The organism is Sphingomonas sp. CBMAI 2297 (assembly GCF_029870595.1).
Taxonomy (GTDB): domain Bacteria; phylum Pseudomonadota; class Alphaproteobacteria; order Sphingomonadales; family Sphingomonadaceae; genus Sphingomonas.
The window spans coordinates 188854-201725 of the sequence record NZ_JAPDIR010000004.1; the positions used below are offsets into that span (position 1 = coordinate 188854).

Here is a 12872-nt window from a genome sequence, read left to right on the forward strand (position 1 = left end):
ATGGGTTCCAAGTCCGGGGAAATGGCGGTGTGCGCCAAAGGCTGACGAGAGCTTTTAGCCCTTCACGCACACCACCTGCTTGAGCGTATGGACGATCTCGACCAGGTCGGCCTGCGCCGCCATCACGGCCTCGATCGGCTTGTACGCCTTCGGCGTTTCATCGATCACGCCTTCGTCCTTGCGGCACTCGACGCCCGCGGTGTCGCGGATATGCTCGTCGAGGCTCACCAGCTTCTTGGCCGCGGTGCGGGACATGATGCGCCCCGCGCCGTGGCTACAGCTGTCGAACGATTCCGCATTGCCCAGGCCGCGCACGATGAACGACTTGGCGCCCATCGAGCCGGGGATGATCCCCAGCGCGCCCTTGGCCGCGCGGACCGCGCCCTTGCGGGTGACCAGCACATTCTCACCGAAGTGATTCTCACGCTGGACGTAATTATGGTGGCAATTGACTGCCTCCATCTCCGCATCGAACGGCTTGGCGATCTGCCCGCGCAGCGCACGGATGACGTTGGTCATCATCGTCCGCCGATTGAGCGCCGCGAAGTCCTGGGCCCAGCCGACCGCCTCGACATAGTCGTCGAAATGGTCGGTCCCTTCCGGGAAATAGGCCAGGTCCTGATCGGGCAGGTTGATGTGCCACTTGCGCATGTCCTGCTTGGCCAGTTCGATGAAGAACGTGCCGATCGCATTGCCCACGCCGCGCGACCCCGAATGGAGCATCACCCACACGCGCTGCTCCTGATCCAGGCACAGCTCGATGAAGTGGTTGCCCGTGCCCAGCGTCCCCAGATGCACCAGGTGATTGGTGTTCTTGAGCCGCGGATACTTCTCCGTGATCCGCTCGAAGCGCTGCGCCAGCGTGGCCCAAGCCTCGACGATCGCCGCGGGCGGATCGCCCCAGCTGCCCTGGTCACGCTTGCCGCGGCCGACCGAGCGGCCATGCGGCACCGCCTGCTCGATGGCACTGCGGACGCCCTCCAGATTGTCGGGCAGGTCGCTCGCCACCAGCGAGGTGCGCGCCGCCATCATGCCGCAGCCGATGTCGACGCCCACCGCCGCCGGGATCACCGCGCCCTTGGTCGGGATCACCGAGCCCACGGTCGCGCCGATACCGACATGGACGTCGGGCATCGCCGCCACATGCTTGAACACGAACGGCATCTGCGCCGCCCGCGCCAACTGCGCGCGCGCGCCATCTTCCACGGGCACGCCGCGGGTCCACATCTTGATCGGCACGCCGCCTTCGACGTGCTGGAAATCGTACAAAGTCTCGGTCATTTCGACCTCCTGCAAACGCGATCATGGTGCCGGCGACGAGCAGTGACGAGACGTTTTTTACTGAGCTATCCGGTTGCCCGGAGGCGGAATTGAACCGCCGACCTCCCGCATCGCTGCGGGTGCTCTACCCTGTAGTCCCGCCGGCATTCGCCAGCATGAATTCGGTCACGGCGACGAGGATTGGGAAAGACTGCCCCGAAGGGCCGGTGCTCTATCCGCTGAGCTACTGTCCCCCGAAAGGGACAGGCGGGATTTGAACCCGCGACACCCGCATTACCAATGTAGTCCTTGCCCGGCATTCGCCGTGATGTTGATGTTGGGCCGTGGCGACGAGATCGGTGAGATCGGTCGTTATGCTACCTTCGCCAGGCGGGGCTCGAACCCGCATCTCTTCAGTCCCTTGCGGGTGCTGAAGCGCATTATCCTGACCTAGTTTGGCGCGATGTAATCCCACCAGCATTCGCCACGGCCCTGTTCTTCAGATCTCCACCTGCTTGACGATGCCCACCCAGTCGCGCGTGTCGCCCGAGACGAAGCGCGCGATGGTGTCGAACACCGCGTCGGAGAAGCCCCCGACATTGAGAATGTCCGCCCGCCCCTGCGGCGCCTGGCCGGTGCCGTAGGGCTGGATGTCGATGCAGACGAGCTTGGCGGCCGGGTTGCGGCGCTTGATCTCGTTCCACTCGCGCAGCGTCGCGGTCGCCCCGCCTTTGGTGGAGTCCACCCAGGACTGGTTGTCCGAGACGATCACCACCAGGTCGACGGCGGCACGCATCGCGTTGAGCGTCGCCAGCGGCGCCGAGACATTGGTCCCGCCCCCGCCGATCGCCGCCAGCTTCGCCGCATTCACGGCGAGCCGCGCACGCGGATCGAGCCTCACGCCCACGACGTGGTTCTCGAACGGCACCACCTGGGTATCGCGGTTGGTCCGCAGCATCGCCGCCGCGACCAGGGCCGCGACATCGATGCAGCGCACCGCCGAGGAAGCCCCCTTGCGATAGCCCGTCACCGGCGAAGACATCGATCCCGACACATCGGGGCAGACGACCACATGGCCCGGCACCTTCGGCACGCGGACGAGCGACTGCTCGAGCGCATCCTCCAGCGCCGCCTGGACCTTGAGCGGCACGCTCGCGCGCGCCTGGTCCAGCGCCACCATCAGCTGGTACGGCATCGGTCGCACCTTCGCGATCGCCTCCGCATCCGAGAGCCGCGCGGCCACCGCCTCGGTGACTCCCTTCACGTCGAACGTGCCGTTGCGCGCCAGCGTGTTGAGGTTCATCCGCAGCGCCTGCCACCCGATCCGGGTCGCCAGCACCGCCCAGTCTTCCGCGGTCAGCGAAAAGGCGGTCAGCCACTCGAACGGCACCGGCGGCAGCGGGAGCGACCGATCGGCCTTCCACGCCTCGAACGCCGCGACCTCGGCGGGCAAAGCGGCCACGTCATAAGGACGCCCGATCAGCCAGCCATAGAAAGCGCGCCGGCCCGCATCGGCGGGCTTGGGGTGCACCATGCGCACCACGTCCGCCAGGCTCGGATCCTTGCCGGTCGCCGCCGCCATCAGCTGCGGCATCGACGCCCGCTCCAGCCAGTGCTGGACCAGTCGCTTCGGCCGCGAGCCAAGCGAGGTGCGCCCCACCTGCCCCGAGCGCAGGATCTGCACGAAGTTGCGCAGCATCCGCCCATTGTCGATCACCCGGTCGAACACCGGGATCGCCAGATCGGGCTCCGCCACCGTGAGATAGGCCGCCAGCAGCGCCGGCATGTCCTTCATCGCGCCGGACCGGCGGGCATAGACCGCCGCCTGCGCCACGAAGGCCGGGTCGCAGGCCTGGGCCGCCGCCAGCACATCGGCCAGCTGCGCCTCGGCTCCGCCATAGAAAGTGTCGGCCAGCGTGCCGGTCGCGGCCAGCTGGGCAAGCTTGTGCTCGGGCCCATAGGCATAGGCCGGCGCGCCCTCGCGGTTTACCGTGTCCGCCACGGGCATCAGCCTTGCGATCGCCGAAGCGAACAGTCCCTTGTTGGCCATCGTCCAACTCCTCAACATGGTCAGGGCGGCAGGACTCGAACCTGCGACCTCCCGCTCCCAAGGCGGGCGCTCTGCGCAGCCTGAGCTACGCCCTGTGAAATTTCCCGGGGGCGGCCAGCCCATTCCGGCCGCCCCGCGTTTCCGCTGCCGGACCGGGAGGTTCGACAACTCCCCGTTCGACGCCACAAGCATTGCAGCGGACGTGCCAGTTTCTTCGAACGGCAGACTAGAAAATAACAAGACATTGTTATTACGTAATTTTATTTCTGAAATCGCTGGATCCGGGATTTCATCGTCATCGTGCGATCCAGCATTTTTCTATCGCAAGGGATCGTTATTTATCCTATGGGATAATGATGAAGCCCATCACCGTGATCGGATTCCTTGGCTCCACGCTCGATGCGAGCAAGTTCGGCCCGTCGCGCTGGAACAAGTGGCGCCCCTCGGTCGCGCTCGCCATGCACGAGGACCTGCGCGTCGATCGCTTCATCCTGCTGCACGGCTCGCTGCACCGCCGGCTGGCCGAATATGTCGCCGAGGACATCGCGTCGGTCTCTCCCGAGACCCGCGTCGAAATGCGCCTGCTCGATTTCGGCGATCCATGGGATTTCGAGCAGGTGTACGGCAAGTTGCTCGACTTCGCCCGGGCCGAGCCCCTTGATCCCGATGCCGAGGACTATCTGATCCACATCACCACCGGCACCCATGTCGCGCAGATCTGCCTCTTCCTGCTGACGGAGGCGCGCTACCTGCCCGGCCGCCTGATCCAGACCCAGCCGCGGCGCGGCACGCCGGGAGACGCGGCGGGGCAGTGGAACGTGATCGACCTCGATCTGTCACGCTATGACAGCATCGCCACGCGCTTCGCCGCCGCCGCCGAGGAAGGCACCTCGTTCCTCAAGTCCGGCATCGAGACCCGGAACACTGCCTTCAACCGGATGATCGACGAGATCGAGCGCGTGGCGCTGCGCTCCAAGGCACCGATCCTGCTGATGGGGCCCACGGGAGCGGGCAAGAGCCAGCTCGCGCGGCGCATCTACGAGCTGAAGCGGCTCAAGCACCAGATCGCCGGCACCTTCGTCGAAGTGAATTGCGCGACGCTGAAGGGCGACGGGGCGATGTCGGCCTTGTTCGGCCACCGCAAGGGCGCCTTCACCGGCGCGGTCGCCGATCGGCCCGGGCTGCTGCGCGCCGCCGACAAGGGCATGCTGTTCCTCGACGAGATCGGCGAGCTCGGGCTGGACGAGCAGGCGATGATCCTGCGGGCGATCGAGGACAAGCGCTTCCTGCCCGTCGGCTCGGACAAGGAAGCGGCGTCGGAGTTCCAGCTGATCGCCGGCACCAATCGCAGTCTGGGCGAGGCCGTGGCCACCGGCGGGTTTCGCGACGATCTCTATGCGCGCCTGAACCTGTGGACCTTCCAATTGCCCGGCCTGGCCGAGCGGCGCGAGGACATCGAGCCCAATCTCGACTATGAGCTGGATCGCTTCGCCGAGCGCGAGGGCAGCCGCGCCAGCTTCAACAAGGAGGCGCGGCAACGCTATGTGGCGTTCGCGACCGGCCCGGATGCCCATTGGCCCGGCAATTTCCGCGACCTCGCGGCCAGCATCACCCGGATGGCGACGCTCAGCCCCACGGGCCGGATCGACATGGAGTGCGTCGAGGCGGAGATTCAGCGCCTGAAGCGGCTCTGGTCCGGCCAGGGCGACGAGGGCGCGGACCTGCTGGCGGAAATTCTCGCGCCCGACATTCTGGCCGGCATCGACCTTTTCGATCGGGTGCAGCTTGCCGAAGCCATCCGGATCTGCCGGAAGAGCCGGTCCCTCTCCGAAGCCGGGCGCACGCTCTTCGCGGCATCGCGCGCGCGCAGGACATCGGCGAACGATGCCGATCGGCTGCGCAAATATCTCGCGCGCTTCGGGCTGGACTGGGCGAGCGCGTCGTCCGGGTAAGCAGGTCCGCGCCGCTCAGGCCGCGCGGCTGACCCTCGAGCGCAGCGTAGCATAGGCCTGGAACAGCTCGGCGAAATGCATGTCCATCGTTCGCGGCGCCTCGTCCAGCGCGCGGGGCACGATGGCGGAGCGATCCGCAACGAAGCCGAGAATGGCGTCGCGGAGCGACTGGACGTCCCCCGCGCGATATCGCCGGCTCGGCGCGCGATCGGCATGGTCGGCGGCGCCCCCGCGATCGGGCACGATCACCGGCAGTCCGCTCGCCCGCGCCTCGGCCGCGGCCATGCAGAAGGTCTCGGCCTCGCAACCATGGACCAGCGCATCCGCGCTCGCCATCAGGCGCGCGAGCGCCGCCCGATCGGCGACCGGCCCCGGGATCCGGATATGGGGGGAGCCCCCCGCGCGCGCCACCAGCCGGCCCCGCAACCGCCCCTCGCCCACCAGCAGCAGCGCGATCGGATGCAATGTGCCCGCGGAAAGCGCCGCGTCGATCACCATGCCCCAGCGCTTCTCCGCCGCGTGGCGGCCGACTCCCAGCAACAGCGTCGCGGAAGGATCGAGATCGCATTCGGCGAGCAGCGCGGCACGATATTGGGCATCCCGATGCCAGGGCGCGAAGATCCCGGGCTCGACGCCCATCGGGATGGTGACAACGCCGGGCATCCCGCCCGCGCTCAGCCGCGCCGCGAATTCCCCGCTGGCGCTGACCACCAGGTCATAGGCCGTGCCCAGGCGACGGAGATGCCGCCAGAAGAAGTCGAACCCGCGATCGATCGTCTCGATGCTCGCGACCGGTCCGAACCAGCGATAGGCATAGGCGGACAGCGGATCGGCGTGCATGACCAGCGCGCGCGGCGCGGCCCCGTCCCAGCGCGCCACCATCGACGCGCTGCTCCAGGGCGACGACGCCTCGACGAAATCGGGACGCCAGCGATCCAGCGCGCGGTGCAGGGTCTTTTCGTTGTCGAAGTAGCGATAGCGCCGATCGAGCGGAAATGGCGGGGACGCCAGCGTCTCCAATACCGCGCCGGCACCGCGCCGGATCACGGCATCGTGCTTGCCGGGGGCCAGCACGATGACCTCATGGCCCAGCGCCGCCGCGGCCGCGAGCTTCCGATCGACATAAGACCGCACGCCCCCGCCCAGGGGGGCGTAAAAGGCGCTGACATCGACGATCCTCATCTCGCACCGGCTCCGTCACCGACGCGATCAGGGCCTGGCTGCCGCAGAACAGGCATGAATTCCGCTCGTTTCTCCATTACTGGAGCAAGGACGCCGCCGGTTACGCTGCACCGCAGTAGACCGTGAAATTTTTTGTCTTCCGTCTCCGCTTGCCCGGCAAGAGGACATGGGGCAAATGCCGCGATCGGAAGGAGTCGACCGATCCATTCTCCTGCTTCCGGGCTCACGCAGCTTTACGAGGAACTGCGCGGCGAACTGCTGCGCTTCCTCGTCGCGCGTACCGGCAATCCGGTCGAGGCCGAGGACCTGCTCCAGGAGCTGTGGCTGCGCACCCGCGACACCCCGCCCGGCCCGATCGCGAATGGCCGCGCCTATCTCTACCGCGCCGCCCAGAATCTCGTGCTCGACCGCGTCCGCGAGGCACGCCGCCGCGAGACGCGCGACAAGGACTGGAGCGATAGCCAGGCCGAGACGATCGGCGGCGACCGCGTCGATCCGCAGCCCCGGGTGCTCGATGCCCTGATCGCCCAGGAGGACAGCGCGGCGCTGCACGCGGCGATCGCGAACCTGCCGGAGGGCGCGGGCCGCGCGTTTCGCCTCCACAAGCTCGAAGGGCTGCCCCATGCCGAAGTGGCGGCGCGGCTGGGCATCAGCCGCAGCGGCGTCGAAAAGCACATCGCCGTCGCGATGACGCATCTGCGCCGCGCGCTGGAGAACTGAGGTGCCACCGTTATGGTGGCGTCTTATGCGACAACAGGGAGGCATCGGCTCGAACCGGTGCCGGGAATCGGGCGATGAACGAGGATATCCACGAGGCGGCAGCGCGCTGGCATTGCGCGCAACAGCATGACGACATGAAGTGGCGGGGCTTCACCACCTGGCTGGAGGCCGATCCGCGCCACCGCCTCGCCTATGACGAGATCGCGCTGCTCGACGCGCGGATCGACGCGACGCTTCCGATTCCCTCCGCCGGCATGGGAACACCGGAGATGCCCGCGCGCAGCTTCCCGCGCTGGGCGATCGGCTCGGGCATCGCCGTCGCGGCGGCGGTCACCCTCGCCATCGGCATCGGCATCCGCGACGAGCAGCCGGATGCGCCGGCCGCGCGGGAATTCGCCAGCGCGCCCAAGGCGACGCGCACCGTGCGGCTTGCCCATGACGTCACCGCCACGCTCGGCGCCGGCTCGCGACTCTCGGAGCCCGAAGCGGGCGGCCCGATGCGGCTGAGCGGCAGCGCCTTCTTCAACATCCGCCACGATCCCACGCGCAGCGTCGTCGTCGAGGTGGATGGCTATCGCATCCGCGACGTGGGCACCCGCTTCGCGATCAACTCCGCCGATGGCGTGCTGAGCCTCTCCGTCGAGGAGGGCAAGGTCGCGCTCCAATTGCCCGGGCAGACCTCGGAAACGCTGGTCGCGGCCGGCCAGGAGGCGATCGCCCAGGCCGGCAGGGTGATGCTGCGCCCGGCTCGCATGACCGGCATCGCTTCGTGGCGGAGCGGACGTTTCGTCTATGATCAGACGCCGCTCGCACTGGTCGCCGCCGATATCGCCCGCTACACGGGGCAGCCCGTTTCGGTATCCGGCTCCGCTGCCCAGCGCTCCTTCTCGGGCGTGCTCGCGCCCGGCGACCGACAGGCAATGGTTTCCACCCTCACCCAATTGACGGGGCTGCATGCGGACAGCGATGGTCAGACGGTCCGGCTGGTCGATCGTACTGGCAGCTAGCGTACTGGTGCCGCCGCCCGCCCAGGCGCGGGACGAACGTTTCGCGATTTCCCTGCCCGCCGGCAACCCTGCCGATATTCTGGAGGCGCTTTCGGCCCAGACCGGCGTGTCGTTCGTCTATGACGTCCGCCTGCCCGCCGGGCCCACGCGCGCGGCGCGCGGGCGCATGTCCGTGCGCGAAGCGCTCGACCGCATATTGCAGGGCACGCCAGTCCATGCGGTGCGGATCGGCCCCAGGGCCTTCCGGATCGCCGCACGCCCCCGCCCCCCGCGCCGGGTCGCGCCGCCGGCCCCGTTGGAGCCCATGGGCGCCGCCACGCTCGATGAAGAGATCGTGGTCACCGCGCGAAAGCTACCCGAGGCCCTGTCATCGATCGCCGGGGCGATCGCGGTCTATGTGCCCCGCGACCCCACGCGGCGGGACCGCGCGACCCGCGCCAGCGACGTCGCCCGCACCATCGAGGGGCTGAACGTGGCCAATGGCGGGCTCGGCCGCGAAAGGCCCTTCATCCGTGGTCTCGCGGACAGCCCCTTCAACGGCTTCAGCCAGTCCACGGTGAGCGTTCAGATCGACGAGGGCCGAGTCACCTATGACGCGGCCGAGCCCGGCCTCTATCTCACCGACATCGCCCGGGTCGAAGTCCTGAAGGGCCCGCAGGGGCCGCTCTACGGCACCGGCGCGCTCGGCGGCGTCTATCGCATCGTGACCAACCGGCCGGTGATCGGCTCCACATCGGCGGCGGCGACCCTCGGCACGCAGAAGGTGGGATCGGGCGGCGTGGGCGCGAGCGCCGAGGCGATGCTCAACCTGCCGCTCGTCAGCGACCGCGCGGCGCTGCGCCTGGTGGGCTATGCGCGCAGCGACGCCGGCTGGGTCGACGACGCCAACGGCCCGTCGGACGTGAATCGCACCCGCATCGCCGGCGGGCGCGCCGCGCTCCGGGTCGCGCCGGCGACCGGATGGACCGCCGATCTGATCGGCGCCTATCAGTTGAGCCGGACGGCCGACAGCCAATATGTCGATCGCGACTATGAGGACCTGACCCGCAACATCTCCCAGCGGGAGCCGCGCCAGGGCGCTTTCGGGCTGGCACAGGGAATCATCGCCGGCCCGATCGGCGCATTGCGGCTCACCGCGGTCACCAGCCATGCCTGGCAGGACCAGCATGACGTGTTCGATGCCAGCACCGCGGCCGTGCAGCTGGGCGTGCCCGGCGCGCTGCGCTATCGCGATGGCCGTACCTATCGCGTCCTCGACCAGGAGGTGCGGCTGGCCTCGGCGCCCGGCAGCGCCTTCACCTGGACGGCAGGCGTCTCCTATATCTCGGCGGTGACGCGCGCGACGGGCACGGTGGAAACGGCGACCGGCACCGTACCCGATTATTTCGTCCTGCATCGCCGCGTTACCGAGACATCGCTGTTCGCCGACGGCGCCTATCCGCTCACCGCGCGCCTGAAGCTGGCGATCGGCATGCGCCTGTTCCGCGCCACGACCGAGGACGAGCGCCAGGAGGAACTCGACGCGCGCAAGGTGAACCACGCGGTGATCGGCTTTACTCCCAGCGCCTCGCTTTCCTATCAGCTCGCGGACGATCGCCTTCTCTATGTCCGGCTCGGCACCGCGTACCGGCCGGGCGGCATCGATCCCAGCAACAGCCGGACCGGCCGCTACGTCGGGGATTCCGTCCGCAGCATCGAAGCCGGCGGACGGGCGAGTTTCGACGGCGGCCGGCTGGACCTCGCCTTTGCCGGTTTTCATGTCGGCTGGCACAATATCCAGTCGGACTATCTCGAGACCGCGGGCCTGGTCGCCACGCACAATGCCGGCGACGCGATGATATTCGGGGTGGAGGGAAGCGCGTCCTGGCGGCCGGGCGGCGGCTGGCAATTGCGCGGCGGCTTCACCATCCAGCGCCCGCGGCTGATCAATGCGGCGGACGGCACCCGCCTGCCCAGGGATCGCCGCCTGCCCGTCGTCCCCGACCTTGCCGGCGACTTCACCATAGCGCGCGCCCTCCGCCTGTTCGGGCACGAGGTAACGCCCTATGCCGCGCTCAACTATGTCGGAGCTTCGCGGCTGAGCTTCGACGACGGCCTGGATCGCGGCATGGGCGACTATGCGCTGGCCCGCATCGGCGTCACGACCATGATCGGCCCCTTCACCCTGGCGCTCGACCTCGACAATGCGCTCGACGCGCGCGCGGACAGCTTCGCCTATGGCAACCCCTTCTCGATCCGCAGCGAACATCAGTACACGCCGCTTCGGCCGCGCACCTTCTCGCTTTCCCTCTCGCGCAGCTTCTGACGAAAAAAATCGCGTCATGGCTGCGGCATTGGCCGGCGGCGGCGTCTTGCCCATGTGACCCGACCCGGAACAGCATCGCCCCGCAGGCTCCTGGCCTCGATCCACGACGTGTCGCCGCGGCACGAGCCGGCGATCGATCGGCTCTTCGGCGAGCTCGCATCGGTGGGCGTGCAGCGCCCGGCCCTGCTCGTGGTGCCGGACTTCTGGCGCGAGGCGGAGATCCGGCCGGGCTCCCCCTTCGCCGCCCGCCTGCGCGGCTGGGCCGAAGACGGGGTGGAGATGTTCCTCCATGGCTATAGCCATCGGGACGAGGCCGAGCATGCTTCCTGGCAGGATCGCGTGAAGGCGAGCCGGATGACGGCGGGCGAAGGGGAGTTCCTCGGCCTCGACGCCGAAGAGGCCGAGCGTCGCATCCGCGCCGGCCAATCCCTGGTTCTGGCTGTGCTTCGCGCTCTTCTATGCGCTGGGCCCCGCGATGGAGTGGCTGATCCTCCGCCGGCTGTGGAAGCTGCGCGCGGATGCCTTCCCGGCCCTGTTCCGCAAGCAGGTCGCGAACGAGATCGTCTTCGGCTATTCGGGCGACGCGCAATTCTATCTCTGGGCGCGGCAGCATCAGCCGCTCAAGGGCTCCGCCTTCGGCACGCTGCGCGACGTCGCCGTCCTTTCCGCGCTGGCCGGCAATCTCGCCACGCTCGCGATGATGGCGATCAATGCCCCGCTGCTCTACGCGGTCGCCGGCGGCACGCTGCTCAACAGCTTCGCCGCATCCGTCGCCGTCATCATTCTCTCCTCGCTGGGGATATTGGTGATGCGGCGCTTCGTCTCGCTGCTCACGCTTTCGCGGCGCGATCTGATCGTCACTTTCGGCCTGCACAGCCTCCGGATCGTGCTGGGCCTGATATTCACGGCCTTGCTCTGGAAGCTGCTGCTCCCCGGCCTTTCGCCGATGATCCTCATCGCGGTGGCGACGCTGCGCATGATGGTCCATCGCTTGCCGCTGGTGCCAGCCCGCGACGCGCTGCTGGCGCCGCTGGTCCTCGCGCTGCTGGGGCCGGGATCCGGCCTCGCGGCCGCCACCATGCTGGTCGCGGCGCTGACGCTGGTCACCCATCTCGCCGTGGGGGCGATCACGTCGATCGCGACGTTCCTGCCCGCCGCCCGGACTTCGGCCTGAAGTCCGTTCGATCGCCCGGCCGGAGCATCGCTCTGTGCCCGCGGCAACCTTCGCATCTCGTATAGTTCCGGCGGAAATCCGCGAAGCTGCCGCCCGCTAGACCCCGGCCACGGATTCCATGTGGAGGGTTGCGGATGCTTCTCGAACTCGCGCTCCAGGCGCCGGCCGGTGGGCGGAGATGCCTTGCGCGATTCCGCCATTTCCGGCGGCGCGGCGGCATGCTGCGGATCGCCCTGCACGGCTTCGCGTCGTGCCCGGCCCTGCTGGCCCTCTCCGCCTGTGGCGGCCCTGGCGCTCCCCAGGGTGCCATCAAGCCGGCGAAGGTCGACCCCGTAGCGCATGAATCCGAGCTCATGCGGATAACGCTGACGCCGGAGGCGGAGCGCCGGCTGGGCATTGCCGTTGCCGCCGCCTCCCCCGACCAGGCGCAGGACCGGGTGGCGACGCACGGCGAGGTGGTCGTTCCCCCCGCCGCGAGCGGAGGCGTTCCGATCACCGCCACGACCGACCTGATGACGCTCGCCGCCAATCAGGCCCGCGCCGATGGCGATATCGCCCGTGCCGCGGCACAGGCGCGCGTGGCGCAGGTCAATGCGCAGCGTGCCGAAGCCCTGGTCCGGGAGGAGGCCGGAAGCATCAAGGCGCGCGACGACGCGCTCGCCGCCGCCGCAGTCGCCCGGGCCGATCTGGCAGCCGCCCGCGCCCAGCGCCACCTGCTCGGCGCGCCGGTCGCTTCGCTTGGGCGCCAGAACATCCTGTGGGTGCGCGTGCCGGTGCTCGCCGCCGACCTGACCCGTGTCGATCGCGGCGCGCCCGCCATGATCCGGCCGCTGGGTGGAATGGCCGGAGCCCTGTCGGGGCGCCCGGTGGCCGCGCCGCCCTCTTCCAACGTCACCGCGGGCAGCATCGATCTCTATTACGCGATCCCGAATACCCGCGCGCTCGGCGTCGGCCAGCGCGTCGCCGTCGAGCTGCCGGCGGCGGGCGATGCCGCGCCCGGCCTCAGCGTCGCCGCATCAGCAATCCTGCACGACGCCTATGGCGGCGAATGGGTCTATGTTCGAACCGCCCCGCGCACGTTCGAGCGCCGGCGCGTCCAGCTTGCCGGAATCCGCGGAGACAGAGCCATGCTCGCCATGGGCCTCAAGCCCGGCGACCAGGCCGTGACCGCCGGTGCCGCCGAGCTGTTCGGCACCGAATTCGGCGCGAAGTGAGGGTCCCG

9 protein-coding genes and 1 tRNA gene are annotated in these 12872 nt (G+C 68.8%); 6 read left to right on the forward strand and 4 right to left on the reverse strand.

Features of this window, described 5'->3' with window-relative positions:
- Positions 1-54 precede the first annotated feature (54 nt).
- From OMP43_RS07830 to OMP43_RS07840, 3 genes are all read right to left on the reverse strand, one after another.
- Positions 55-1281 carry an RtcB family protein gene (locus tag OMP43_RS07830; protein ID WP_280279154.1) on the reverse strand — a complete coding sequence of 409 codons (1227 nt, stop codon included), beginning with the start codon at positions 1279-1281 and terminating at the stop codon, positions 55-57.
- Positions 1282-1759: 478 nt separating this feature from the next.
- Positions 1760-3310, reverse strand: a complete 1551-nt coding sequence (locus OMP43_RS07835) for an RNA-binding protein (RefSeq protein WP_280279155.1) — start codon at positions 3308-3310, stop codon at positions 1760-1762.
- A 17-nt stretch (positions 3311-3327) separates the two neighbouring features.
- A tRNA-Pro gene (locus tag OMP43_RS07840) sits at positions 3328-3405 on the reverse strand.
- 261 nt (positions 3406-3666) lie between these two features.
- Here OMP43_RS07840 and rtcR point away from each other — a divergent pair.
- The gene (rtcR, locus tag OMP43_RS07845) at positions 3667-5262 is read left to right on the forward strand and encodes an RNA repair transcriptional activator RtcR (RefSeq protein WP_280279156.1); all 1596 of its coding nucleotides are present in this window, start codon (positions 3667-3669) and stop codon (positions 5260-5262) included.
- A 15-nt stretch (positions 5263-5277) separates the two neighbouring features.
- Here the strand turns inward: rtcR and OMP43_RS07850 are convergent, their stop codons facing one another.
- Entirely contained in the window at positions 5278-6444 is a 1167-nt protein-coding gene (locus tag OMP43_RS07850) for a glycosyltransferase (protein ID WP_280279157.1), read from the reverse strand.
- Positions 6445-6576: 132 nt separating this feature from the next.
- Between OMP43_RS07850 and OMP43_RS07855 the strand changes: the two genes are divergently transcribed.
- The 5 genes from OMP43_RS07855 (at position 6577) to OMP43_RS07875 (ending at position 12864) form a co-directional block, all read left to right on the forward strand.
- On the forward strand, positions 6577-7164 hold the full coding sequence (locus tag OMP43_RS07855) for an RNA polymerase sigma factor (protein WP_280279158.1): 588 nt from the start codon (positions 6577-6579) through the stop codon (positions 7162-7164).
- Positions 7165-7238: 74 nt separating this feature from the next.
- Entirely contained in the window at positions 7239-8171 is a 933-nt protein-coding gene (locus OMP43_RS07860) for a FecR domain-containing protein (RefSeq protein WP_280279159.1), read from the forward strand.
- Positions 8131-10476: a TonB-dependent receptor gene (locus OMP43_RS07865; protein WP_280279160.1), complete on the forward strand. Its 2346-nt coding sequence runs from the start codon at positions 8131-8133 to the stop codon at positions 10474-10476. The genes OMP43_RS07860 and OMP43_RS07865 overlap by 41 nt, the downstream gene beginning before the upstream one ends.
- A 475-nt stretch (positions 10477-10951) precedes the next feature.
- Positions 10952-11650: a hypothetical protein gene (locus OMP43_RS07870; RefSeq protein ID WP_280279161.1), complete on the forward strand. Its 699-nt coding sequence runs from the start codon at positions 10952-10954 to the stop codon at positions 11648-11650.
- A 134-nt stretch (positions 11651-11784) separates the two neighbouring features.
- A complete protein-coding gene (locus OMP43_RS07875) occupies positions 11785-12864 on the forward strand; it encodes an efflux RND transporter periplasmic adaptor subunit (protein ID WP_280279162.1) in 1080 nt (359 codons plus the stop codon).
- The last annotated feature ends 8 nt before the right edge of the window (positions 12865-12872 follow it).